This window comes from Paraburkholderia sp. EB58, assembly GCF_050436665.1.
GTDB lineage: Bacteria > Pseudomonadota > Gammaproteobacteria > Burkholderiales > Burkholderiaceae > Paraburkholderia.
Window position 1 is genome coordinate 162,907 of the sequence record NZ_JBNDMQ010000006.1, and the last position, 23,147, is coordinate 186,053.

Here is a 23,147-nt window from a genome sequence, read left to right on the forward strand (position 1 = left end):
CCTGCCTGCTTTTCCGCAACAACCATGCCGCCAGGCGGGCCAGTGCTTCGCAGCCCGTCGGCAGTCAGTTCGTCTGCGCGATGAGGGTTGCCAACTGATCCGCTGAAACCGGTTTGGTCACGTGCGCGTCGAAGCCGGCCTCTGTGGCCGCCTGTCTGTCCGCCTGGCCAGCGAAGCCGGTTAGCGCGACCAGCCTTGTGGCCGCGAGAGCCGGGTTGCTGCGCAGTAGCTGCGCGAGTTGCATGCCGCTCATATCGGGCATGGAGACATCGATCAAGGCCAGGTCGGGGACAAAATTATCAACTATAGCCAACGCATCCGCGCCGCTGTACGCGGTGCGCACCGCATGCCCATCCATTTCCAGCAACATGGCGAGGGCATCGATGGCGTCGGCCTGGTCGTCGACGAGAAGGATCTTTTTTGTTTGCGTCATTCCGTAGGCTAATGGGTCAAGTAGGTGCGGCTAGCGCCACAGTTTTTGCATCAACGCGAGCAATGCGACCGGCGGCGTGCCTTTGCGGCAGTAACCGTCGAAGTTGTGCCGCGCAGTCCCTGTTTCGCGGACATGGTCGTCGTCGAGTGACGTAAAGGCCACGATTCCAAGGTTCGTCGTGGGTAAATAAGTGCGCAATGCCTGTGCGGTTTCAAAGCCGTCGCGCTCCGGCATCATGATGTCGAGCACGACCACATCCGGAACCCAGTCCCGGACACAGCGCAGCGCTTCGCCGCAGCCAATGGCGGTGCGAGTTTCAACGCCTTCGTAAGAAAGATAGGTGGCAAGCGCTTCGGCAGCTTCAGCGTTGTCGTCGACCACCAGCACTCGCGGGTGTGCATTCAGTACGCGAATCTTGCGAGCGCTCCAGGTTTGACAGAGGGATGGGATTTGGGGCAATTTCTCGAACGCCTTTCAATACGGGTTCTCAAACGGGCAGCAAGGCCCATGCCACGGCGGCGCCTCCAGAGCGATTCAGATTGGCGGTCGGTCACCTTTGCAGAGTTGTTCGATCGTAGTCAGAAAAATTTTCATTGGCGCGGGTTTTCGCAAACAGGCATTCCACGTCTGCACCTCTTCGGCACAGGGCGGTGCGGCTGAGTGGATGACGATGGGCACATGGGCGAGGTCCGGATGAGCCTTTAATTGACGGCATAATTCGGCGCCGCCCATCAAGGGCATCATCCAGTCGGTGATCACGAGATCCGGCATGCTTTCCCTAAGACGCTCGAGCGCTTCGAAACCGTTGCGTGCACAACATACCGTGTAGCCTTCGTCGAGCAGAATGGTCTGCCAGGCGGCGAGGATTTCCGGGTCGTCATCCACAAGCAAAATCGAGTGCATTTGCAATGGCCAGTTCGTGAGGCGTCGCTGTAGCCGTTAGAAGTACGCAAAAGCCGTTCCAATGCGTGTGGTTGGGGTCATAATGACTTCGCTTTCATTGGCCGCGAAGCTTGCGGGTGCCGTCCGGGCCCAGCGGCAAGGGGTTGCGCGAGGGCGGCGGTGGACCGGATTGCCGGACGAACGCTGAGCGGACGAGTGGCGTCGGCACAGCGCGCGCCGCGTTCGATACGGTAGATGTCGACTCCTGTTGTAGAAACGTTACTCACCGAGTGGCTGTTATGACCGACACACCCAAAGGGCCCCTGCGCGGCTTCGCTGATTTTCTCCGCAGCGAGCGGGTTCGCCTGACCAAGGAATGGATGAAACAGGTCTTCGGTGACGAAGACCTGATCGAGGCCGACAAACTCACGTACGAGCAACTCGCCGATCATCTCCCGGAGATTCTCGACGGGCTGTGCGCGGCGCTCGACGCGGAGGATCTCGAGAAGGCAGAGCCGGCAATCGAGCGAAACGCTCGCATGCATGGCCTCGTGCGCTGGCGCCAGGGATACCGGATCGAGGAGCTGGTGCGCGAGCTCGATCTGTTCCATCAGACGCTGGCTGATGCCCTCGAGGCGTTCGCCGATAACGAAAGCCGCTTCACGCGCCGTCATGAGAAACGGGCCCGGCGTCTGATTGCGGAAGCGCTGAGCTTCGTCACCTTGACGTCGATACGCGAGGTGGTCAGCGAACGCGACCGGAAAATCGATGAATACACGGGCAAGCTCGAGCGCGCGAATCACGAATTGAAGCTCAATCAGCGCCTCGTCAGCGATCTTCACGAGTCGCGCATGCAGATTACCCGCAGCGTGGTGCATGATCTGCGCAACTTCCTGAATGCGTTCTCGGTGGCCCTGGCGCTGATCGCGCGTGCACCGGCAAAGGCAGAGACTGCGTTGACGCTGGCCAATCGCCAGGCGGCGGATATGAAGCAACTGGTCGATCAGATGGTGGAGTATTCGGTCGTGCTCGGCGATAACAATCCGCTGGCAGCGGAGCCGTTTGACCCGAGAGCGTTGTTCGATGAACTGGTCACTTCGTGCAGACCGGCCATCGAAGCGAAGGGCCTATGTCTGAAAACGGCTTTTGACGCCGGCCTCGTGTCAGTGAATTCGAATCGTCTCAAGGTGAAGCAGGTTGCGCTGAACCTGTTGTCGAATGCGACCAAGTACACGGCCACCGGCGAAATCGAACTGGCCATCGGCGGGGCGGGAGAGGGCTACTGGTCTATTCGCGTCTCCGATACGGGCATTGGGATTGCGCCCTCAGATGCCGACCGGGTGTTCGATGAGTTCGAACGCGCTGCCGGTGACGATATACCGGGGACCGGACTTGGCCTCGCGATCGTCAAGGAGCTTTGCCGGGTACTGCATGGGCAAATCCAGTTTGAGTCGCGGGAAGGGAGTGGGACGACGTTTGAGATCCGCTTTCCGCTCGAGCTTGGGGCGGTGGGGTAGGAATGTTTCGTCGATGCATGTCGCATCTTCTGCCACGGGACGCGACTTTTTTATTGACAAGCCATAGCGTGCAATAGAAACTTCATGACATGAAAACGCCTGCCCTTATCGCCATCGCGATTAATCACCGAATGATCGTACGTTGGGACGAATCATCGGGGGCGTGTGTGCGTTAGAAATTTGCAGTAGCGCAAGTCACAAGGCCTCGCCGGAAACGGATGGGGCCTTTTTCTTTTGGTGGCTTCTCCGTCAGACGGCTTAATCGACGGAGATGACCATGCACGACGCTAGTCAGAAGTCCGGTTGTTCGTTCCTACCTCATGACCATTCGGTTGGCGAGAAGCATTCGCCGAGGATGGTAATTCACCTAAGCCTCGTGTCGCGACAGACCGTGTCGTGGCGAGTGACTGTCGACTGCGAGATCCGCGCGCACGGTGAGCGTGTCTGGTTGACGCGCATGTTTTCGCCGTACGACTACTGGCTGCAGGCGGGTGATGTGATCCGGGTCGCGCGCGGCGAGCGCATCTGGTTATCTGCTGACGGCGAGCGTCCTGCGGAAGTGACTTTATCGAGCGACCACGTCGGGCGACGACGGATGTTTGATCGATGGCGTTTGCGCTGGCTGGAGCGCGCTTTCGAAATTTTGTCGCCGGTGGCTCGGTAGGGATCGAGAGACGCTTGCTGGGTGGACTGGTTACAACCTCGTGTATAGGAGTCCGAAATGGATACGGATATGCAGAAGCAGGTAGTGAATGGGGATGCCTCTGGGTGGAAAGGGTTTGTTTCGGGAGCGGCGCTGCAATGGGCAGTTGGCATCGCCAACATGCTATTGATACTCGCGTTGTTCGTATTGGCCGTCGCCAAGGCGCCGTCGAGCGTGAGGTCGAACAATATGCGTTGCCTTCAGCAAGTCGCGAACGAGGAGCATGTGAGCCTGGAGGCATTCTTTCAGAACCCGGCAGAGCAGGATGCGCTGGTTCAGGCTATGAATGTTTGTTCTCGGTGAGTTTCTCTATGCAAGCGTGATTGTTGTTCCGGGTTCTTCACCGCGGCAAGGCGGTGAGTTTACTGTTGGGCTGGTACAGTCGAGTCGTACGGCTGAACCAGTTCCGAGCACGTGAACTCGCCGGTTGCCGGACCCGTTTTGGCGTCCGGGACGCGGCGGGCCTCATTGCACGCGAACACGCTCGCCTCCTTTTGCAGATAGTAGACGGTCATCAGCTGACTGGCGCTGCCTGTCGAAGGGGCATGATCCACCGCAACGAGCCTGTATCCGCTTTGGATCAACGTCGCGAATGTGGTCGACGCATCTTTCCATTGCAGGTCCGGCGCTGCGTGGGCGGACAGGGCGGCGAGGGAGAGAAGGGCAGAGGCGGCGATTTTCTTCATTTGTGGGCTTTACTCGGAATCTGTATCTATTCTCGACACATGGGGCGAGTCAAAGGTTCACTTTGTCTGGGTGGCGCCGACCCGTTGATTCGCTCATGAGTTGGCCCACCAGCTGTCTCCGCGGGCACAAGAAAAAAGCCGCTGACCCTTTCGGATCAGCGGCTTTTTCTTGAAACTGGTGGCGAATCAGGGATTCGAACCCCGGACCTGCGGATTATGATTCCGTCGCTCTAACCGGCTGAGCTAATTCGCCTAAAGAAGAAGCGAGATTATGAAGATGGCGGCGGGAGCTGTCAACCCCCGTCGCCGAACATTTTCACCTCCCCGTCTGGGCCCGGGTGAGCCCAAGGGCAAAGGCAAGCATCAATCCTTCGCGTAAATATCCGAATCCTTGGTCTCCTTGACGAACAGGACGCCGATCACGAAGCAGATGAGGGCGATCACAATCGGATACCACAGCCCCGAGTAGATATTCCCCTTCGCCGCCACGATCGCGAACGCGGTAGCCGGCAAGAACCCGCCGAACCAGCCATTCCCGATGTGATACGGCAGCGACATCGACGTATAGCGAATCCGCGTCGGGAACATCTCCACCAGCATCGCCGCAATCGGCCCGTACACCATCGTCACGTAGATCATCATGATGGTCAGGATCACCACGCTCATCGGCCAGTTGATCTGCGATGGATCCGCCTTGGCCGGGTAGCCGGCGGTCTTGAGCGTCGAGCCGAGCGTCTCGTCGAACGCCTTGCCCTGCGCCTTCGCGTCCGCCGCCTTGCCGTCAAACGTGTTGACCACCGTATCGCCCACCTTGATCTGCGCGAGGGTGCCCGCCGGCGCGGCGACGTTGTCGTAGTTCAAGCCCGCCTTCGACAGCGCGCTTTTCGCAATGTCGCACGACGAGGTGAACTTCGACGTACCGACCGGATTGAACTGGAACGAACATTCATCCGGGTTGGCGATCACCACGATCGGCGATCTTTGCGTTGCTGCTTCGAGCGCCGGGTTGGTGAAGTGCGTGAGAGCCTTGAATAGCGGGAAGTACGTCAGCGCCGCGATCAGCAAGCCAGCCATGATGATCGGCTTGCGGCCAATCCGGTCCGACAGCGAGCCGAAGAACAGGAAGAACGGCGTGCCGATCAGAAGCGCCAGCGCAATCAGGATGTTGGCGCTCGAACCTGCAACCTTGAGCGTCTGCGTCAGGAAGAACAGGGTGTAGAACTGCCCCGTGTACCAGACAACAGCCTGGCCGGCTGTCAGCCCGATGAGCGCGAGAATCACGATCTTCAGGTTCTTCCATTGGCCGAAAGCCTCGGTCAGCGGCGCCTTGGAGGTCTTGCCCTCGGACTTGATGCGCTCGAATGCCGGCGATTCATGCAGTTTCAAGCGGATCCACACCGAGACGGCCAGCAGGATGATCGACGCGATAAACGGGACGCGCCATCCCCACGTGCCGAACGCATCTTCGCCGATCGAGGTGCGCACGCCAAGAATCACGAGCAACGACAGGAACAGACCGAGCGTGGCCGTCGTCTGGATCCAGGCGGTGTAGAAGCCGCGCCGTCCAGCCGGTGCGTGTTCGGCGACATAGGTGGCCGCACCGCCGTACTCGCCGCCGAGCGCGAGGCCCTGCAGCAGCCGCATCGCGATGAAGATCACCGGCGAGGCCATGCCGATCGCTGCGTATCCGGGTAGGAAGCCGACCAGGAAGGTCGACACACCCATGATGACGATGGTGATCAGGAACGTGTATTTGCGCCCGACCATGTCGCCGAGCCGCCCGAACACAATCGCGCCGAACGGCCGCACGGCGAAGCCTGCCGCGAAGCTGAGCAGCGTAAAGATGAAGGCTGCGGTGGGATTGACGCCGGAGAAAAAGCTCTTGCTAATGTAGATCGCGAGAGAGCCGGCCAGGTAGAAGTCGTACCACTCGAAAACCGTGCCTAGCGATGATGCGAAGATCACCCGCTTCTCTTCGTGCGTCATCGGCACGTGGGAGATTTGCCCGCCAACGGTTGCCATATGTCGTCTCCAATATTGATATATACGCGGCCCGTCCGGAAGACGGGCCCGTGAATCGGATTATTGGAGCGGAAACTTACGGCCTACTGACGCGGCATCTCAAAATGGGTGGGGTGGGGAGGTGGGGTTGGATGGCGCCTTTGTCTGTGAAATTGCATTCAAATACCGGCGATCATCGAATAAATTGGCATCATCTCGGGCCACAGGTTTTGCTGGATCCCGTCCTGTTAGGGTAAGTCCCGGGCCGTTTCGCGCGCTCGTAAGCTGACACGCACGAGCGTGCCCGCCAGCCGCGGTGCGGATTGATAGACGTTGTCTTCGATCGTCAGCGTGCCGCCGTGCATGGTGGCGATCTCGCGGACGATGGCGAGCCCAAGTCCACTGCCGTCGCCTTCACGGCCGAGGATCCGGTAGAAGCGTTCGACCACCCGTGCCCGTTCCGCGGCCGGAATGCCGAGGCCGGTGTCCTCCACCTCCAGATGCACCAGCGCCGTGGTCGCATCCGGCCGCACCCGCACGGTGATGCGGCCGCCGGCCGGGGTGTAGCGGATCGCGTTGTCGATCAGGTTGGACAGCATTTCGCGCAACATCAGCAAACTGCCATCTATTTCCACCGCTTCGTCCGGTCCTTCATAGCCGAGGTCCATCTGCTTGGCGAGCGCCGCCTGCACCCAGTCGCGCACTGCATTGCGCGCAACTTCGGTGATCTCGACCGGCGTAAAGATCTGCCCCGACAGCCGGTTTTCCGCGCGCGCCAGCGCCAGCAACTGCGTGACGAGCCGCGCCGCGTGCTCGGAGCTCGTGGCGATCTGCTCAAGCGAACGGTGCACTTCCTCCGACACATCCTGACGGAGTGCCAGTTCGGCCTGGGTGCGTAGGCCGGCGAGCGGCGTTTTCATCTGATGGGCCGCATCGGCGATGAAGCGTTTTTGCAGCTCCATATTCTGTTCGAGGCGCGTTAGCAGGTCGTTGAACGACGTTACCAGCGGTTCGATCTCCGGCGGCGCGCGGCGGGCCTCGAGCGGCGACAGGTCGTCCGGACGCCGCGCCCGGATATGGGCCTGCAGCGCGTGCAGCGGCGCGAGCCCGCGCGAGAGTCCGAACCACACCAGTACGATCGCAAGCGGCAGGATCACGAACTGCGGCAGGATCACGCCTTTGATGATGTCGTTGGCAAGCTGGCTGCGCTTGTCGAGCGTCTCGCCGACCTGCACCAGCACCGGCAGTGCACCCGGCGTCTGCGGAAACTCGACGGTCGTGTAAGCGACGCGGATGTCGTTGCCGCGCAGCACGTCGTCGCGGAACTCGACGAGGCCCGGCGGCGGGCGGTCTTCTTCGTGCGGCAGCGGCATGTCACGGTCGCCGCCCACCAGTTCGCCCCGCGTGCCTAGGACCTGGTAAAACACTTTGTCGATGTTGTCCGCACTCAGGAAGTCGCGTGTCGCATCGGGCAGCGACAGCTCGGCGACCCCGTTCACCGGATGGATCTGGCGAGCCAGCACGTAGGCATCGGTTTCGAGCGCCCGGTCGAACGGCCCGTTGGCGATCGACTTGGCGACCAGATACGTGACCGCAATGCTCATCGGCCACAGCAGCAGCAGCGGCGCCAGCATCCAGTCGAGAATTTCACCGAACAGCGAGCGCGGCCGGCCCTCGGCGGCGGCTTCGGTTTCGTCGGGCGGCGCGAACGGGTTCGCGTAGCGGGCGTCGCGGGCCTCGTCGTCAAGGTCCGCAGCTTGCGCTGTGGCGCGCTCTACGCGTGCGGACATGGGTGGTCTCTATTTGAAATGGTGGCTCGCGGGCATCGCGGCGGAGGCGGGCGAGGCGGGTGCAGACGGTTCGGGCGTCGAGGGCGCTGCGGACGGCGCGTGCGTGTCGGATGCCGCCACGCCAGGGGTGGTCGTGGTCGCCTTTTCCAGGCAGTAGCCGAGGCCGCGCACGGTGATAATGCGCACGCCGCTCGGCTCGATTTTCTTGCGCAGCCGGTGCACGTAGACTTCGATCGCGTTGTTGCTGACCTCTTCGCCCCATTCGCAAAGATGATCGACCAGTTGTTCCTTCGACACCAGCCGGCCGATCCGCTGCAACAGCACTTCGAGCAGACCAAGTTCGCGCGCCGACAAATCGATCACCTGCTCGTTGACATAGGCAATCCGGCCAACCTGATCGAACGACAGCGAGCCATGCCGCACCACCGTCGGACCGCCGCCCGCGCCGCGGCGAGTAAGCGCACGCACGCGGGCTTCGAGTTCGTTGAGGGCGAACGGCTTGGCCATATAGTCGTCGGCGCCGAGGTCCAGGCCTTTGACGCGTTCGTCGACGCTGTCCGCTGCGGTCAGGATCAGCACCGGCAGGGTCGAATTGCGCGCCCGCAGACGGCGCAGCACCTCGAGCCCGGACATGCGCGGCAGGCCGAGATCGAGTATCAACAGATCGAAAGTTTGCATCGACAGCGCGGTATCGGCTTCGACGCCGCTCTTCACATGATCAACGGCGTATGCCGATTGGCGGAGTGATCGAACGAGACCGTCCGCGAGTATGCTGTCATCTTCGGCAATGAGAATTCGCATGATGCGCCAGCCTGGCCTTGCCGGCACCGCGGTACTGCTCGGCGCGCAGCGGTCTCCAAAGATTTTTGTGGGTAGTTTGGCGCACCTTGATTGCACATAAATGCTTTCACGTGCGAATCGTGCTTGCCAAAACTACTGTTTTTTTATACAGTGTCTGCGTTTAGCGTGCTGTCCGTGATGAATGGGCTGCACATCTGCCTCAGACGCCGTTCATCATAGCAAAGGACGATTCATGGAAGAAAGCAAGAAAGGCTCGGCTGGACTGACTGCTGAAAAGAGCAAGGCATTGGCTGCCGCGCTCGCGCAGATTGAAAAGCAGTTCGGCAAAGGGTCGGTCATGCGGCTCGGCGCAGGTGAGGTAGTCGAAGATATCCAGGTGGTCTCAACCGGATCGCTGGGTCTTGACATCGCACTGGGTGTCGGCGGTTTGCCGCGTGGTCGTGTGGTCGAAATCTACGGGCCGGAATCGTCGGGTAAAACCACGCTGACGCTGCAGGTCATCGCCGAAATGCAAAAGCTCGGCGGCACAGCAGCGTTTATCGACGCGGAACACGCGCTCGACATTCAATACGCCGGCAAGCTCGGCGTGAACGTGAACGATCTGCTGGTTTCGCAGCCGGACACGGGCGAACAGGCGCTGGAAATCTGCGACGCGCTGGTGCGTTCGGGCTCCATTGACATGATCGTGATCGACTCGGTCGCGGCACTGGTGCCGAAGGCTGAAATCGAAGGCGAGATGGGCGACTCGCTGCCGGGTCTGCAAGCGCGTCTGATGTCGCAGGCGCTGCGCAAACTCACCGGCACGATCAAGCGTACGAACTGCCTCGTCATCTTCATTAACCAGATCCGTATGAAGATTGGCGTGATGTTCGGCAACCCGGAAACCACCACGGGTGGTAACGCGCTGAAGTTCTACGCGTCGGTGCGTCTGGACATTCGCCGTATCGGTTCGATCAAGAAGAACGACGAAGTGATCGGCAACGAAACGCGCGTGAAGGTCGTCAAGAACAAGGTCTCGCCACCGTTCCGCGAGGCGATTTTCGACATCCTGTACGGCGAAGGCATTTCGCGTCAGGGCGAAGTAATCGACCTGGGTGTGTCGGCGAAGATCGTCGACAAGGCTGGCGCCTGGTATAGCTACAACGGCGACCGGATCGGTCAGGGTAAAGACAACGCACGCGAATTCCTGCGTGAGAATCCCGAGATCGCACGCGAAATCGAGAATCGCATCCGTGAATCGCTGGGCGTGAATGCCATGGCTGAAGCCGCTGTAGGCGCAAGCGCCGAAGTCGCGGGCGAAGAGGAGTAATCGTCGCGTGATACGCAAGGGCCGGCCTGTATCTCATGCAGGACGTGATGCGGACGGCCCGCGTGACGTTGATTCTGACGGTGATCCATTTGACCCGTTCGAGTCTTTCGACGCGCACGATCAAGCCGCAGGCCGCGCGCCTTCAGCGCAACGCGGTTCCACCTCCGCAGATTCCGGCGATGCCGTCGGTTCTCCCACTGAAACCACCTACACCCGCTCGCGCCGCACTCCCGGCGAGGCTCGGCCCAATGACGACCGCGCCGAAAAATCCCAACGTCCTGCCCGTTCGCTGAAAGGCCGCGCGCTCGGCTACCTGTCGCGCCGCGAATACAGTCGCGCCGAACTCTCGCGCAAGCTGACGCCCTTCGTCGAAGAGACCGATTCTCTAGAAACTTTGCTCGATTCGCTTGAAGGCGAGGGCTGGCTGTCCGATTCGCGCTTCGCTGAGAGCCTGGTCCACCGCCGCGCGTCGCGGCTTGGCGCCAACCGGATTGTCGGGGAGTTGAAGCGCCACGCGGTCGCCCAGACGCTGATCGAAGAGGCGAGCGCCCAGTTGCGCGAGACCGAACTGGCGCGTGCCCAGGCCGTTTGGCGCAAGAAATACGGCCAGCTCCCAGAAACCCAGGCCGAACGTGCGAAGCAGGCACGTTTTCTCGCCTCGCGCGGATTCTCGGGAGCGACGATTGGCAAGATCCTCAAGGGTATCGAGGACGAGTGGGCTGGCGACTAACGCCAGACCCAGCGAGCGCGCCAGACGCCCTGACTCAGTCACACCCGCTGGTACCGCCGCCCGGCGCGCCGCTGAGCCCGTTCAGGCCCCATACCGCACCGCGACACCGCGCCGCATCCGCCGGCACCGGATTGGTGCTATGCACAATTGGACCTGTCTCAAATACCCGGTATGCTAAACTTAAAAAGTTTTCCAATTCGGCCTTTTCCTTCCGCATGCCGCTTTCCCCGCCCGTCTCCCGTCAGTTGCGCCATCGTCGCGCAATTCGTGCGGAAGCCTATGAGCGCGAGGATGGCCTGTGGGACATAGAGGCGTGTCTAACCGACCAAAAGCCACGTGATGTGGCGCTTGCGTCGGGCGTCCGGCCCAACGGTCAGCCGATCCATGAACTCTGGCTCCGCATTACGATCGATCGCAAGCTCAACGTTGTCGACGCGCAAGCGTCGTCCGACTGGGTGCCCTATCCCGGTCTGTGCGAAGCCACCAATCCCGCCTATCGGGCCCTCATCGGGCTCAATCTGTTCAACAATTTCCGTCGCGAAGCCGCCCGTTTGCTGGGAGGCACGGCAGGTTGCACGCATCTCACCGAGTTGTGCGCTTTCCTTCCCACGGCCGCCATTCAGGCGTTCGCCGGTGATGTGTGGAACACGAATGACGGAAAGCCGCCGCACGAAGCGGCTTCAGGGGACGGTTCGCCCAAAGCCTCAGACGAACACTCAAACGACAAGCCGCCATTCCAGTTGGGTCGCTGCCACGCGCTGCGATTCGACGGCGAGGCGGTGCGACAGTTTTATCCGCGCTGGTATGGCCACGCACCGCGTTCAGCGGAGCGTGCGGATACAGCAAGCGAACAAACACGCCACGCCGCCGGAAACGGCAATGGCGATGGCACGTCCCGTTTGAACGACAGCAGCGGAAACGAAGTTCAATCCAACTCTCAGACTGAAGGGAATCACGCATGAAGATTCACGAGTACCAGGGTAAGGAAATCCTGCGGAAATTCGGCGTCGCGGTACCGCGCGGCAAGCCGGTCTTCTCGGTGGATGACGCGGTCAAGGCCGCAGAAGAGCTCGGCGGCCCGGTATGGGTCGTGAAGGCTCAGATCCACGCGGGTGGCCGTGGCAAGGGTGGCGGCGTGAAGGTCGCAAAGTCGCTGGAACAGGTTCGTGAGTACTCGAACCAGATCCTCGGCATGCAACTCGTCACGCACCAGACTGGCCCGGAAGGCCAGAAGGTGAACCGCCTGTTGATCGAAGAAGGCGCTGACATCAAGAAAGAACTGTATGTCGGCCTTGTGATCGATCGCGTTTCGCAGAAGGTCGTCGTGATGGCTTCGAGCGAAGGCGGCATGGACGTCGAAGAAGTCGCGGAAAAGACGCCTGAGCTGATCCACAAGATCGCCGTCGACCCGTCGACCGGTCTGAAAGACGCGGAAGCGGACGAACTCGCAACGAAGATCGGCGTGCCCGCCGCTTCGCTGCCGCAAGCGCGCGCGATCCTGCAAGGTCTGTACAAGGCTTTCTGGGAAACGGACGCGTCGCTGGCCGAAATCAACCCGCTGATCCTGACCGGTGACGGCAAGGTCATCGCGCTGGACGCCAAGTTCAACTTCGATTCGAACGCACTGTTCCGTCATCCGGAAATCGTGGCTTACCGCGATCTGGACGAAGAAGATCCGGCTGAAGTCGAAGCGTCGAAGTTCGACCTCGCCTACATCTCGCTCGACGGCAACATTGGCTGCCTCGTGAACGGCGCTGGCCTCGCAATGGCAACGATGGACACCATCAAGCTGTTCGGCGGCGAACCGGCGAACTTCCTGGACGTGGGCGGTGGCGCCACGACCGAGAAGGTCACGGAAGCGTTCAAGATCATGCTGAAGAACCCGAATCTGACGGCCATTCTGGTCAATATTTTCGGTGGCATCATGCGCTGCGACGTGATCGCGGAAGGCGTGATTGCAGCTTCGAAGGCTGTGTCGCTGAAGGTGCCGCTCGTGGTCCGCATGAAGGGCACGAACGAAGACCTGGGCAAGAAGATGCTCGCTGAATCCGGGCTGCCGATCATCGCGGCAGACAGCATGGAAGAAGCGGCTCAGAAGGTCGTCGCGGCCGCTGCGGGCAAGGCGTAAGCCAGGCCGGGCGTTCACCAGGATTACGAATGGCGGCGCGTGAGCGACGCGGGCGGAGAACATCCCGTCCATTGGCGCAACAGCGCGACGCCAAACGAACAGAGGTCAATACATGTCGATTCTGATTAACAAAGACACCAAGGTCATCACGCAGGGCATTACCGGCAAGACCGGTCAGTTCCATACGCGTGCTTGCCGTGAATATGCAAACGGCCGCGAAGCGTACGTTGCAGGCGTGAACCCGAAGAAGGCCGGCGAAGATTTCGAAGGCATTCCTATCTACGCTAGCGTCGCTGAAGCTAAGGCTGAAACGGGCGCGACCGTGTCGGTGATTTACGTTCCGCCGGCAGGCGCTGCTGCTGCCATCTGGGAAGCTGTCGAAGCCGATCTGGATCTCGCAATCTGTATCACGGAAGGCATTCCTGTCCGTGACATGATCGAGCTCAAGGCACGCATGCGCGCAAAGAACAGCAAGACGCTGCTGCTCGGACCGAACTGCCCGGGCACGATCACGCCGGACGAGCTGAAGATCGGCATCATGCCGGGTCACATCCACCGCAAGGGCCGCATCGGCGTCGTGTCGCGTTCGGGCACGCTGACGTATGAAGCAGTCGGCCAATTGACGGCAATCGGCCTCGGCCAATCGTCGGCAGTCGGTATCGGCGGCGACCCGATCAACGGTCTGAAGCACATCGACGTCATGAAGATGTTCAACGACGATCCGGATACGGACGCCGTCATCATGATCGGCGAAATCGGTGGTCCGGACGAAGCGAATGCTGCCGAGTGGATCAAGGGCAACATGAAGAAGCCGGTGGTTGGCTTCATCGCGGGTGTCACGGCTCCGGCCGGCAAGCGTATGGGTCACGCTGGCGCGTTGATCTCGGGCGGTGCCGATACGGCTGAAGCCAAGCTGGAAATCATGGATGCATGCGGTATCAAGGTCACGAAGAACCCGTCGGAAATGGCGCGTCTTCTGAAGGCGATGCTGTAAATCGAAATAGGCCGACTCGATCGGCCTATTTTTTGATACTCTTACGAAACCCTTTCGCGAGAGCGCAGTCCTAAAGCGAGGGAGCGAGCAATTGCTCCCTCGCTTTTTTTGTTGACCATGCAGCTTCATCGCGGTTGTCTGCGCGCTTCGCTTCCTTCTATTCTTCGTCCATGCTCGAGTTTTTCGCCACGCTCCATTGGGGCGCCGTCATCCAGATCATCGTGATCGACATCCTGTTGGGTGGCGATAACGCGGTGGTGATCGCGCTCGCCTGTCGCAACCTGCCGCCAGCTCAGCGGGTCAAGGGCGTCTTGTGGGGCACGGCCGGAGCGATTCTGCTGCGTGTTGCGCTGATCGCGTTCGCGGTGGTACTGCTCGACGTGCCGTTGCTGAAATTCGCGGGTGGCCTGCTGCTGCTCTGGATCGGCGTACGTCTCATGGCGCCCGCACACGACGCCCATGACAGCATCAAGCCCGCTGACCGGCTGATGGCCGCGATCAAGACGATCATCGTCGCCGACGCGGTGATGAGTCTCGACAACGTGATCGCGATCGCCGGTGCAGCCGAACAAGCTGATCCGGAACACCGTCTCGCGCTGGTGATCTTCGGGCTGGTCGTGAGCATTCCGCTGATCGTGTGGGGCAGCCAGTTGGTGTTGAAACTGCTGGACCGCTTTCCCGTCGTCATTACGCTCGGAGCGGCGCTGCTGGGCTGGATCGCCGGCGGCCTCATCGTCAACGACCCGGCGGGTGACCGCTGGCCGATCCTCGACTCGCCGGTGGCCGAGTACGGTATGAGTATCGCGGGTGCGCTGTTCGTGGTGATCCTCGGCTACCTGCTCAAGCGCCGCAACGCTAGCCGGGCTGCCGGACAGTTGCCGCCCGGTACGCCGCCGGGGTCGCATTAAGGGCGAAGCGGCCCCCTGCGCTCTTCTCAGCGAGGTCCCACGTTAGCCATCCGGCTGACTGTTTAGGATCAGCGCTGCTGGATACGATCAAAGCGCCTGTCCCGATTCACGGGGCAGGCGTTTTTCGTTTCAGGAGCCTGCCGATGACCGTTACTTTCCCCACTTCTGCTTTCCGTTGCGTGCTGTTGCGGCGCGACGACCCTGCTTCGGGGGCACCGATCTCCGACCCCGGCGTGCAATGGCCCGCGCGGATCGCACGGGTGAGCCGCAAGCTCGGCTTCACGCTGATCGAGCTGATGATCGTGCTCGCCATCGTCGGGGTGATTGCCGCGTACGCGATTCCCGCTTATCAGGACTATCTGGCCCGCAGTCGGGTGGGCGAAGGTTTGTCGCTCGCTGCGTCGGCGCGGCTCGCGGTGGCCGAGAACGCTGCGAGCGGCAGCGCGTTCGGCGGAGGGTATGCGCCACCGCCAGGGACTCGCAATGTCGAGTCGGTGCATGTCGATGACGACACGGGGCAGATCACCGTCGCATTCACCACCCGGGTCGCGCCGGCCGGCTCCAATACGCTGGTGCTGGTGCCGTCGGTGCCCGATAACGCCGACACGCCAACCGCACGGATCGCGCTGGTCAAGGGCGCGGCCCAACCGGGAACGGTAACGTGGGAGTGTTTTGCCGGTGGCAAGAGCGCTTCGTCACTGCCCGCGCCGGGTGCCGGGCCGTTACCTGCCGAGACGCCGAGCTTACCGTCCAATCTGGCGCCGCCTGAGTGCCGGAGTTGAGGCTGAGTTAAGCGTGGAGATGGCGTAAAGGCGCCGCAACTAGCCGATTTCGGGATATTTGAGGCCGTCCGGCGCACAGCAGGAGAATTTTTTTGTATAGTGCGCCGGTTGCTGACGCCCCCGGTTACTCATGCCCACCCCATTTCCGCGCTATTTATCTCTGGTACTGCTGGCTTGTGCGTTGATTCTTCCTTACGCAGTAGTCAACCATACGTATCCGATCCCGACCTTTTACGCGGAATTTACCGCGCTGACGCTGTATGTGCTGACCAGCGCCGCGGTGGTGCTGCTCGTCTGGACGGAGCGCTCGCGCGCCACGTTCGAGTCGCCGGCGGTCGCCTTGGTGCCCCTGCTGTTTGGATTGCTACTGATCGCGCAGACGTTCGTACTGCCGGTCGCGCAGCCGTCGATGAACTGGCTCGGCGCCGGCTATCTGCTGGCGGCGTTCATGGCGACGCACACCGGCTACGCTTTCAGCCGGGTCAAGCTGACCGAGACGGTGCTGCGCTGGGCGGCGGCGGCGCTGATCGTGGGCGGCTTGTTTGCGGTGTTTTGCCAGGTGATCCAGCTGTTCCACCTGGAGACCAAGGTCACGCCGCTGGTTGTCGCGTACAACATCACCGTCGATCGCCGGCCGTTCGGCAATATGGCGCAGGCCAACCACCTTGCTACCTATATTGCCTTCGCGATGGCTGGGGCTATGTTCCTGGTGCAGACGCGGCGCTTGCCGGTGATCGTGTGGACGCTGCTGTCGGTGATTTATTCGACGGGGCTGGCGCTGACCGTTTCGCGCGGTCCGTGGCTGCAAATGGGCGTGATCGTGGTGGCCGGTTTCTGGATGGCGTTCGCGGAAATCAGGCGTAACCCCGCTCTGCGTCGCAGCAATCGCGAGTGGCTGGTTCCGATCGCGCTGGGCGTGCTGTTCTTCGCCATGAATGCCGTGGTCCGCTGGGCCAACGTGCGCTACCAGCTTGATCTGGATGTGTCGGCCGCCGACCGCTTCAAGGACGCAGGCCAGATTGCGCCGCGCCTTGCGCTGTGGAAGTACGGCTGGACGATGTTCAAGACACACCCGTTGCTGGGCGTAGGCTGGGGCGAGTTTCCGCGTTACCAGTACGATTTTGTCCGCACGCTCGGCGGCGTCGAGATCGCCAACAACTCGCACGACATCTTCCTCGATCTGCTGGGCAAGACCGGGTTGATCGGTGTTGCGATTGTGCTGCTGGGTCTGGTTGCCTGGCTCGTGCGGGTCGTGCGTGCGCCGCACACGGCGGCGCGGGTGTTCGGCATCGCGCTGATCGGCGTGCTGGTGATGCACGCGCTGGTCGAGTATCCACAGCAGTACATGTTCTTCCTGCTGCCGGCGATGTTCGTGTTCGGCCTGCTGGAGACGCGTTCTTTGCGACTGCTGCCGAGCCGCGTGTCGTTCGGTGTCTATGTGGTGGTCGTGTTCGGTGGGCTGGCGGCGCTGTATCCGATTTGCCGCGATTACAACCGGGCTGAGGTGCTGTACTACGGCGCCCGTCCGGCCGAGCAGTATGCCGACGATCCGTCGTTCCTGTTCCGGGCATGGGGCGAGTACGGGATGGCCACGCTGCTACCGATGAACGCGATGGATCTGGACCACAAGCTGGCGATGCACAAGCAGGCACTCGCGCTGCTGCCGGGCGAAACGGTGTTGCGCCGCTACGCGGTGCTGCAGGCGCTGAGCGGCGACACGAATGCCGCGTTCGATACGGTGGCGCGTCTGAAGATTTTTTCTGAGGAACTGCACGATTGGCCGTCGCAACAGGGCTATCTGTACGAACTCTGCGACGAACAGAAGAGCCTCGCGGGCTTTAAGGCGGAGCTCGTCAAGCAGTACGGTACGCCGCCGAAGGGCGTCAATCAGGACGATGACGACAGCGACGACTGATCGCGGTCGTCGCTTACAGGTGGGTTAGACGGCGTAGGAGAGCGGTTACGCGCAGCAGCAGCGCTTAAGTCGCCACCCAATCGCCCGACTTCCCGCCGTGCTTCTCCAGCACTTTCACATCGGTGATCGTCATGCCACGATCCACCGCCTTGCACATATCGTAGACGGTGAGCAGGCCGACCTGCACAGCGGTCAGCGCTTCCATCTCGACGCCCGTGCGTCCGAACGTTTCCACCTGCACGGTGCAATGCAGGCCCGGCAGTTTCTCGTCGAGTTCGAACTCGACCGCGACGCGCGTCAGTGCAAGCGGATGACACAGCGGAATCAGGTCGGCGGTGCGCTTCGCGCCCTGAATCGCCGCGATGCGCGCGATTCCGATCACATCGCCTTTCTTCGCGTTGCCGTCACGGATCAGCGCAAACGTCTCCGGCAGCATGCGGATGGAACCGCGCGCGATGGCAATGCGTTTGGTCTCCTGCTTGCCGCCGACGTCCACCATATGCGCTTGGCCGGCGGCGTCGAAATGAGTGAGTTCGGGCATGGTTGGGCTCCTGGTGAGGGCGCTTATCTTACCAGCGCAGCACGCGCCGCCAATCGCCGGTCGCCCGTCACCCGCCGCCGGTCGCCGGCTGCCCGTCACCCAGTTAGTCTGCCGGCGTGATGCCAGCGAGGATACTCGGTCAGCGCGAAAGTACTGAGCTATGGCGCGGACTGGCCGGTTTGGCTGCCAGCCGCCGCTTTTGCCGGGCTTGCCACAAAGCCAAAGCGCGCCGCGACGTCTTCATGAGAGAGGGACTGCAGCGGCAGCGTCACGCCATCCCGCCAATGAAACTGCCCGCTACGACCGTCTTCGGCGACATCCGCGTGTCCCGAGAACAGATCCAGGTCGTGATCGTGCAGCACGGCGATACGCGGCGGCGTCGACGTATCTGTGAACAGCACCCCGCCTTCATCGTCGAGATACGCGGTGGACGGTTCGAACGCGCCGCCTGCCTGATCGGTCAGCGAGAGCGCTCCGTTATCGCCGGCCGTGGTCGCAAGCCGCACCACCCACGGCGTATAACCCAGTTCCACGTACACCCGCTGCGGCCCGTTCTGAAAGAACCACTGCCCGCTAGCATCCGCCTCGTAATTGCGGTTGATAAAAGCCAGCAATGCCGCATGGCGGATCGGTTCGCCCGGCGCGCCGCGCGCCTGGGCCTCGTCGTCGCGCATGCGCCAGTTGCCGCGCCGGTCGAGCAGCAGCCAGCCGGTGCAATGCGGCACGTTGGGCCATTTGGCGAGCGCCTGGCGAACGATGTCATCCATGGTCGATGAACCGGGTGAGGTAGTTGAAAACGCGCTGCGACAGCCAGTCAATGCGGCCCGGAAACGGCCCCGTCATGAATCCGACGTGGCCTCCATGCTGTGGCTGGTCGAGCTCGACCGCGCCGGATACTTCGTGCCGCGCCGGCAGAACGGCACCCGGCAGGAACGGATCGTTGCGCGCGTTGAGCACGAGGGTGGGCACGGTGATCTCCGGTAGCAGCGGCCGGGTGGTCGCTCGCGTCCAATAGTCGTCGGTATCGCGAAAGCCGTGCAGCGGCGCGGTGACGACGTTGTCGAACTCGTACATGGTACGGCTTGCGAGCATCGCGTTGGCGTCGAAAAGGCCCGGATACTGCTCGAGTTTCTGCAGCGCCTTCACTTTCAGCGTCTTCAGGAAGTTGCGCGTGTATATCTTGCCGAAGCCCTGCGACAGCGCCCGGCCGCCGGCATGCACATCGAGCGGCGCGGAGATCGCTGCGGCCGCGCTGAGAAACGACGCGTCTTCGCGCCGTTCGCCGAGCCAGCGCAACAGCACATTGCCACCCAGCGAAACGCCCGCTGCGACGATCGGACCGCGATGCGTCTCGCGCAGACGTCGCAGCACCCAGTCGACCTCGGCGCTATCGGCGAGGTGGTAGAAGCGTGGCAACAGATTCAGCGGCCCACTGCAGCTGCGAAAATGCGGCACCACGCCGTGCCAGCCGAGCTCGCGCGCCGCAGCCATCAATGTGCGGGCGTAGTGCGAGCCGGAGCTGCCTTCGAGGCCGTGAAACAGCACGAAGAGCGGGGTGTCGGTTGAGGGGACCTGGTTTTTCGGCGCGCGTGGGTCACCCACCAGCCAGTCGAGCTCGATGAAATCGCCATCCGGCGTATCCCACCGTTCCCGCCGGTAGGTGACAGCGGGGAGCCGGGCGAACAGCGCGGGAACAATGGTTTGGACATGGCTGTTCGGCAGCCACAGCGGTGCGCGATAGAACATGTCGACGCTCGCCTCAACCGCAGCCGCGACGGCAGTTGCTGGGGAAACGTTCTTGTTGTGCGTCGTACTCATACCTGCGACCGAAAAAAGCAAAAACCTGTAGCGTCAGTGCAAAGACCCCTGTCCATGACGCATTTTGGCGGCAAACTGGTTTGCCGCTTCGTTCGGCATCGCACTCGCGTGGATATGTGCGATTTTCCATTCGCCGCGCTCGTGGACCATCACATAGGTGGTGAAGACCATGGTGGGCGCGACCTTCGGGTCGGACGGGCGGTGCGCTTCCGCAATCGCATACACGACCGTGCCGAGGCTGTCGTACACGCGGATGTCGACCGGTTCGATGGAGACCGGCGTGGCTGCGAGCTGGACGGAGAGACCCGCACGAATGGTGTCCAGACCGTGCAGGTGCGCGCCGTCGGCGCTGATGTAGCTTGCGAATTCCTCATCGATCCACAGGCCCATCAAACTGTCGATATTGACCTCCGCGACCGCCTGGTAATAGGCGTTGAGGGTATCCGCAGCGGCTTCGAAGATATGGGCAAAACGTGGCATGGCTCGTCAGTCTCTTGTGCGCGGCGGGCGCGGTTGCGGGGCAGCAGCAAAAACAGGACAACCAGGGACAACCGCGAGGATGCCCGCACCGCAAGGCGCGGGGATGACGCCGCGTGGCGAATTTGCGACGCGGCGTGCGGCTGTCAAACGGTTCAGCGTTGCGGGTTCAGCGTTGCGCGAGGAGCATGCCGCGCAGATCGTCGAACACCTGCTCGGCGCTCAGTTGCCGCAGGCAGTTCAGGTGACCGAGCGGACACTCGCGCTCAAAACAGGGACTGCATTCGAGATGGAGCCATTGTACCTTCGCAAGCTCGGACAATGGCGGCGTGTGGCGCGGATCAGTCGAGCCGTAGACAGCCACGAGCGGCCGCCGTAGCGCCGCCGCGACGTGCATCAGGCCGGAATCGTTGGTGACCACGGCGTTGGCGCGCGAGATCAGCGCGCACGCTTCGCCTAGCGCGGTCTGGCCGCACAGGTTGCGCACGTTTGGCGCGCGCTCCGCGATTGCCTGGGCGAGCGATGCGTCTTTCGGCGAACCGAGCGCGACAATCTGCGTGTACGGGAAGGACTGACCGACGATTTGCGCCAGCGCCGCGAAGTGCTCGGGCGGCCAGCGCTTGGCCGGACCGTATTCGGCGCCTGGGCAGAACACCAATAGCGGCACCCGCGTATCGAGATTGAAGCGGGCCGATACGCGCGACGCTTCGTTCAGGTCAGTCTCGAGCCGCGGCATCGGCAGATCGTCGGGCACCTTGGCGCCGGGCTTGTAGGCGAGCGCCGCGTATTGACCAACCATTGGCGGGCGCGCGTCTTTGCGCGGATTCGCGTGGCGCACGTTCAACAGGCCATAGCGGCTTTCGCCGGTATAACCGATGCGCAGCGGAATGCCCGCCATCCAGGGAATCAGCGCCGATTTCAGCGAATTCGGCAGCACGTAAGCCGCGTCGTAACCGACATCGCGCAGGTCGCTGGACAACTGCCAGCGGCGCAGCATCTGCAGCTTGCCGTGCGCGAGATCTGTGGCGTAGACATCGCGTATCTCGGGCATGCGTTCGAGCACGGGCGCGACCCAGGAGGGCGCAACCGCGTCGATCACGATACGCGGATGCAGTTTCACGAGGCGCGAGAACAAAGGCTGCGCCATCAATGCGTCACCGATCCAGTTCGGTGCGATAACCAACGCGCGACGCATCAGGGTGGGTTTCCGAGGTCGAAACGAAGCGCTGCGCGTATCTGCGCGCGACGTTCAGGTTTTATTAGGGAAGCGGCCGCATACCTCGCGCAAGGTCCGTGCATGGGACCTCGCCGCGGCTGCGGCCTGATTGTGATGGGCGTGCCCAGCCGGTGCGCGGCGATCAGTGGCCTTTGACCACTTCGCCGTCACGTAGCTTGTAGCGCGTGCCGCAATACGGGCAGCGCGCTTCGCCATGTGTGACGTCGATAAAGACGCGCGGATGGGCGCTCCAGCGCGCCATGCCCGGGTTCGGACAGTAGGCGGGCAGGTCTTTTGCCGTCAGTTCGACCAGCGGCATTTCCTTGATTTCGCTCATGTGGGCTTTCTCTGTGGAGACAGGGTGCAGGCGCGCCGCCGGGGCGGCCTGCTTTAATTTCAGATTCAGATCTTGGTCAGCCAGTGCGCGTACTTCTGGCTCTTGCCGTTGACGATGTCGAAGAAGCCGCTTTGCAGCTTTTCCGTGATCGGACCACGCGAGCCTGAACCGATGGTGCGGTTGTCGAGTTCGCGGATCGGCGTGACTTCAGCAGCGGTGCCGGTGAAGAACGCTTCGTCGCAGGTGTAGACCTCGTCACGCGTGATGCGCTTTTCGATCACTTCGATACCGGCATCCTTCGCCAGTGTGATGACGGTGTCGCGCGTGATGCCGTCAAGGCACGACGACAGGTCGGGCGTGTACAGCTTGCCGTTGTTCACGAGGAAGAAGTTCTCGCCCGAGCCTTCCGACACATAGCCGTCCACGTCGAGCAGCAGTGCTTCGTCGTAGCCGTCGGCGGTGGCTTCCTGGTTGGCGAGGATCGAGTTCACATACCAGCCCGACGCCTTCGCGCGCACCATGGAAACGTTCACATGATGGCGCGTGAACGACGAAGTCTTCACGCGGATGCCTTTTTTCAGGCCGTCTTCGCCGAGGTACGCGCCCCACGGCCAGGCAGCGATGGCCACGTGGATCGTGTTGCCCTTGGCGGACACGCCGAGCTTTTCCGAGCCAACCCAGATGATCGGGCGCAGATAGCAGGACTCGAGCTTGTTTTCGCGCACCACTTCGCGCTGCGCGGCGGCGAGCGTTTCGTGGTCGAACGGCACGTCCATCTGGAAGATCTTGGCCGAGTTCAGCAGGCGCTTGGTGTGTTCCTGCAGACGGAAAATGGCGGTGCCGCCGTCGGCCGTCTTGTAGGCGCGTACGCCTTCGAAGACGCCCATACCGTAGTGCAGCGTGTGAGTGAGCACGTGGATCTTGGCATCGCGCCAGTCGATGAGCTTGCCATCCATCCAGATCTTGCCGTCGCGGTCGGCCATTGACATACGATTCTCCAGCTGTGCGTTTGTGAAGTGTTGCGCAAGGCCGCCGGGACGATCGGATGGGCTCAGCAGGGCACACAGCGCGCAAGCCACGCAAACGGGGCGCGCCGGGCGAGAGGCCGTACAGATTGTCCGGCAAGCGGCGAGGTCCGTTATTTTAACGTCTTTTGCACACCGAACGGGCATTTGGGCG

General features: G+C 61.9%; 25 protein-coding genes and 1 tRNA gene. 11 read left to right on the plus strand and 15 right to left on the minus strand.

Features of this window, described 5'->3' with window-relative positions; translation table 11 throughout:
- Positions 1-64: 64 nt before the first annotated feature.
- The 3 genes from P3T40_RS11300 to P3T40_RS11310 form a co-directional block, all read right to left on the minus strand.
- Positions 65-433 (minus strand): response regulator, encoded by a 369-nt coding sequence (locus tag P3T40_RS11300; protein ID WP_429267773.1) that lies wholly within the window; start codon positions 431-433, stop codon positions 65-67.
- Positions 434-463: 30 nt separating this feature from the next.
- Positions 464-847 (minus strand): response regulator, encoded by a 384-nt coding sequence (locus tag P3T40_RS11305; protein WP_429267932.1) that lies wholly within the window; start codon positions 845-847, stop codon positions 464-466.
- Positions 848-967: 120 nt separating this feature from the next.
- Positions 968-1,318: a response regulator gene (locus tag P3T40_RS11310; protein WP_429267774.1), complete on the minus strand. Its 351-nt coding sequence runs from the start codon at positions 1,316-1,318 to the stop codon at positions 968-970.
- Between the two features lie 296 nt (positions 1,319-1,614).
- On the opposite strand from P3T40_RS11310, the gene P3T40_RS11315 reads away from it, so the two are divergent.
- The 3 genes from P3T40_RS11315 (at position 1,615) to P3T40_RS11325 (ending at position 3,838) form a co-directional block, all read left to right on the plus strand.
- A complete protein-coding gene (locus tag P3T40_RS11315) occupies positions 1,615-2,832 on the plus strand; it encodes a sensor histidine kinase (protein WP_429267775.1) in 1,218 nt (405 codons plus the stop codon).
- Between the two features lie 355 nt (positions 2,833-3,187).
- Positions 3,188-3,496, plus strand: a complete 309-nt coding sequence (locus P3T40_RS11320; protein WP_429267933.1) for a DUF2917 domain-containing protein — start codon at positions 3,188-3,190, stop codon at positions 3,494-3,496.
- 57 nt (positions 3,497-3,553) lie between these two features.
- Entirely contained in the window at positions 3,554-3,838 is a 285-nt protein-coding gene (locus P3T40_RS11325) for a hypothetical protein (RefSeq protein ID WP_429267776.1), read from the plus strand.
- 59 nt (positions 3,839-3,897) lie between these two features.
- Here the strand turns inward: P3T40_RS11325 and P3T40_RS11330 are convergent, their stop codons facing one another.
- The 5 genes from P3T40_RS11330 to P3T40_RS11350 all read right to left on the minus strand — a co-directional run bounded on the left by P3T40_RS11330 (position 3,898) and on the right by P3T40_RS11350 (position 8,813).
- Positions 3,898-4,221: a hypothetical protein gene (locus tag P3T40_RS11330; RefSeq protein WP_429267777.1), complete on the minus strand. Its 324-nt coding sequence runs from the start codon at positions 4,219-4,221 to the stop codon at positions 3,898-3,900.
- Between the two features lie 176 nt (positions 4,222-4,397).
- Positions 4,398-4,474, minus strand: a tRNA-Met gene (locus P3T40_RS11335).
- 110 nt (positions 4,475-4,584) lie between these two features.
- Entirely contained in the window at positions 4,585-6,243 is a 1,659-nt protein-coding gene (locus P3T40_RS11340) for an MFS transporter (protein ID WP_429267778.1), read from the minus strand.
- A 227-nt stretch (positions 6,244-6,470) separates the two neighbouring features.
- Complete coding sequence (locus P3T40_RS11345; RefSeq protein WP_429267779.1) at positions 6,471-8,012, minus strand: sensor histidine kinase N-terminal domain-containing protein; 1,542 nt, start codon at positions 8,010-8,012, stop codon at positions 6,471-6,473.
- A 9-nt stretch (positions 8,013-8,021) separates the two neighbouring features.
- Positions 8,022-8,813: a response regulator gene (locus P3T40_RS11350; RefSeq protein ID WP_429267780.1), complete on the minus strand. Its 792-nt coding sequence runs from the start codon at positions 8,811-8,813 to the stop codon at positions 8,022-8,024.
- Positions 8,814-9,045: 232 nt separating this feature from the next.
- Here P3T40_RS11350 and recA point away from each other — a divergent pair, with 232 nt between their 5' ends.
- The 8 genes from recA (at position 9,046) to P3T40_RS11390 (ending at position 17,579) form a co-directional block, all read left to right on the plus strand.
- Positions 9,046-10,122, plus strand: a complete 1,077-nt coding sequence (gene recA, locus P3T40_RS11355; RefSeq protein ID WP_144162817.1) for a recombinase RecA — start codon at positions 9,046-9,048, stop codon at positions 10,120-10,122.
- A gap of 7 nt (positions 10,123-10,129) precedes the next feature.
- Entirely contained in the window at positions 10,130-10,852 is a 723-nt protein-coding gene (recX, locus tag P3T40_RS11360; protein ID WP_429267781.1) for a recombination regulator RecX, read from the plus strand.
- A 215-nt stretch (positions 10,853-11,067) separates the two neighbouring features.
- Positions 11,068-11,814 carry a DUF2889 domain-containing protein gene (locus tag P3T40_RS11365; protein ID WP_429267782.1) on the plus strand — a complete coding sequence of 249 codons (747 nt, stop codon included), beginning with the start codon at positions 11,068-11,070 and terminating at the stop codon, positions 11,812-11,814.
- Entirely contained in the window at positions 11,811-12,980 is a 1,170-nt protein-coding gene (gene sucC / locus P3T40_RS11370) for an ADP-forming succinate--CoA ligase subunit beta (RefSeq protein ID WP_074263440.1), read from the plus strand. The genes P3T40_RS11365 and sucC overlap by 4 nt, the downstream gene beginning before the upstream one ends.
- Before the next feature lie 112 nt (positions 12,981-13,092).
- The gene (gene sucD / locus P3T40_RS11375; RefSeq protein WP_429267783.1) at positions 13,093-13,974 is read left to right on the plus strand and encodes a succinate--CoA ligase subunit alpha; all 882 of its coding nucleotides are present in this window, start codon (positions 13,093-13,095) and stop codon (positions 13,972-13,974) included.
- A 170-nt stretch (positions 13,975-14,144) separates the two neighbouring features.
- Positions 14,145-14,882, plus strand: coding sequence for a TerC family protein (locus P3T40_RS11380; RefSeq protein WP_429267784.1), 738 nt, complete (start codon positions 14,145-14,147; stop codon positions 14,880-14,882).
- A 143-nt stretch (positions 14,883-15,025) separates the two neighbouring features.
- A complete protein-coding gene (locus P3T40_RS11385; RefSeq protein ID WP_429267785.1) occupies positions 15,026-15,664 on the plus strand; it encodes a pilin in 639 nt (212 codons plus the stop codon).
- Positions 15,665-15,794: 130 nt separating this feature from the next.
- Entirely contained in the window at positions 15,795-17,579 is a 1,785-nt protein-coding gene (locus P3T40_RS11390; protein ID WP_429267786.1) for a PglL family O-oligosaccharyltransferase, read from the plus strand.
- A gap of 64 nt (positions 17,580-17,643) precedes the next feature.
- On the opposite strand, the gene moaC is transcribed toward P3T40_RS11390, so the two are convergent.
- The 7 genes from moaC to P3T40_RS11425 form a co-directional block, all read right to left on the minus strand.
- Positions 17,644-18,120: a cyclic pyranopterin monophosphate synthase MoaC gene (gene moaC / locus P3T40_RS11395; protein ID WP_429267787.1), complete on the minus strand. Its 477-nt coding sequence runs from the start codon at positions 18,118-18,120 to the stop codon at positions 17,644-17,646.
- A 158-nt stretch (positions 18,121-18,278) separates the two neighbouring features.
- Positions 18,279-18,887: a DUF2946 family protein gene (locus P3T40_RS11400; RefSeq protein ID WP_429267788.1), complete on the minus strand. Its 609-nt coding sequence runs from the start codon at positions 18,885-18,887 to the stop codon at positions 18,279-18,281.
- Complete coding sequence (locus tag P3T40_RS11405; protein ID WP_429267789.1) at positions 18,880-19,938, minus strand: hydrolase; 1,059 nt, start codon at positions 19,936-19,938, stop codon at positions 18,880-18,882. The genes P3T40_RS11400 and P3T40_RS11405 overlap by 8 nt, the downstream gene beginning before the upstream one ends.
- 33 nt (positions 19,939-19,971) lie before the next feature.
- Positions 19,972-20,418: a nuclear transport factor 2 family protein gene (locus P3T40_RS11410; RefSeq protein ID WP_429267790.1), complete on the minus strand. Its 447-nt coding sequence runs from the start codon at positions 20,416-20,418 to the stop codon at positions 19,972-19,974.
- A 166-nt stretch (positions 20,419-20,584) separates the two neighbouring features.
- A complete protein-coding gene (gene waaF, locus P3T40_RS11415; RefSeq protein ID WP_429267791.1) occupies positions 20,585-21,610 on the minus strand; it encodes a lipopolysaccharide heptosyltransferase II in 1,026 nt (341 codons plus the stop codon).
- A 163-nt stretch (positions 21,611-21,773) separates the two neighbouring features.
- The gene (locus P3T40_RS11420; RefSeq protein WP_429267792.1) at positions 21,774-21,968 is read right to left on the minus strand and encodes a zinc-finger domain-containing protein; all 195 of its coding nucleotides are present in this window, start codon (positions 21,966-21,968) and stop codon (positions 21,774-21,776) included.
- A 65-nt stretch (positions 21,969-22,033) separates the two neighbouring features.
- Complete coding sequence (locus P3T40_RS11425) at positions 22,034-22,957, minus strand: branched-chain amino acid transaminase (protein ID WP_429267793.1); 924 nt, start codon at positions 22,955-22,957, stop codon at positions 22,034-22,036.
- Positions 22,958-23,147 lie beyond the last annotated feature (190 nt).

Coding starts and splice junctions, on each gene's coding strand:
- P3T40_RS11300 (WP_429267773.1), bottom strand. CDS start 433: ATGACGCAAACAAAAAAGATCCTTCTCGTCGACGACCAGGCCGACGCC.
- P3T40_RS11315 (WP_429267775.1), top strand. CDS start 1,615: ATGACCGACACACCCAAAGGGCCCCTGCGCGGCTTCGCTGATTTTCTC.
- P3T40_RS11320 (WP_429267933.1), top strand. CDS start 3,188: ATGGTAATTCACCTAAGCCTCGTGTCGCGACAGACCGTGTCGTGGCGA.
- P3T40_RS11325 (WP_429267776.1), top strand. CDS start 3,554: ATGGATACGGATATGCAGAAGCAGGTAGTGAATGGGGATGCCTCTGGG.
- P3T40_RS11330 (WP_429267777.1), bottom strand. CDS start 4,221: ATGAAGAAAATCGCCGCCTCTGCCCTTCTCTCCCTCGCCGCCCTGTCC.
- P3T40_RS11340 (WP_429267778.1), bottom strand. CDS start 6,243: ATGGCAACCGTTGGCGGGCAAATCTCCCACGTGCCGATGACGCACGAA.
- P3T40_RS11345 (WP_429267779.1), bottom strand. CDS start 8,012: ATGTCCGCACGCGTAGAGCGCGCCACAGCGCAAGCTGCGGACCTTGAC.
- P3T40_RS11350 (WP_429267780.1), bottom strand. CDS start 8,813: ATGCGAATTCTCATTGCCGAAGATGACAGCATACTCGCGGACGGTCTC.
- recA (WP_144162817.1), top strand. CDS start 9,046: ATGGAAGAAAGCAAGAAAGGCTCGGCTGGACTGACTGCTGAAAAGAGC.
- P3T40_RS11365 (WP_429267782.1), top strand. CDS start 11,068: ATGCCGCTTTCCCCGCCCGTCTCCCGTCAGTTGCGCCATCGTCGCGCA.
- sucC (WP_074263440.1), top strand. CDS start 11,811: ATGAAGATTCACGAGTACCAGGGTAAGGAAATCCTGCGGAAATTCGGC.
- sucD (WP_429267783.1), top strand. CDS start 13,093: ATGTCGATTCTGATTAACAAAGACACCAAGGTCATCACGCAGGGCATT.
- P3T40_RS11380 (WP_429267784.1), top strand. CDS start 14,145: ATGCTCGAGTTTTTCGCCACGCTCCATTGGGGCGCCGTCATCCAGATC.
- P3T40_RS11385 (WP_429267785.1), top strand. CDS start 15,026: ATGACCGTTACTTTCCCCACTTCTGCTTTCCGTTGCGTGCTGTTGCGG.
- P3T40_RS11390 (WP_429267786.1), top strand. CDS start 15,795: ATGCCCACCCCATTTCCGCGCTATTTATCTCTGGTACTGCTGGCTTGT.
- moaC (WP_429267787.1), bottom strand. CDS start 18,120: ATGCCCGAACTCACTCATTTCGACGCCGCCGGCCAAGCGCATATGGTG.
- P3T40_RS11400 (WP_429267788.1), bottom strand. CDS start 18,887: ATGGATGACATCGTTCGCCAGGCGCTCGCCAAATGGCCCAACGTGCCG.
- P3T40_RS11405 (WP_429267789.1), bottom strand. CDS start 19,938: ATGAGTACGACGCACAACAAGAACGTTTCCCCAGCAACTGCCGTCGCG.
- P3T40_RS11410 (WP_429267790.1), bottom strand. CDS start 20,418: ATGCCACGTTTTGCCCATATCTTCGAAGCCGCTGCGGATACCCTCAAC.
- waaF (WP_429267791.1), bottom strand. CDS start 21,610: ATGCGTCGCGCGTTGGTTATCGCACCGAACTGGATCGGTGACGCATTG.
- P3T40_RS11420 (WP_429267792.1), bottom strand. CDS start 21,968: ATGAGCGAAATCAAGGAAATGCCGCTGGTCGAACTGACGGCAAAAGAC.
- P3T40_RS11425 (WP_429267793.1), bottom strand. CDS start 22,957: ATGTCAATGGCCGACCGCGACGGCAAGATCTGGATGGATGGCAAGCTC.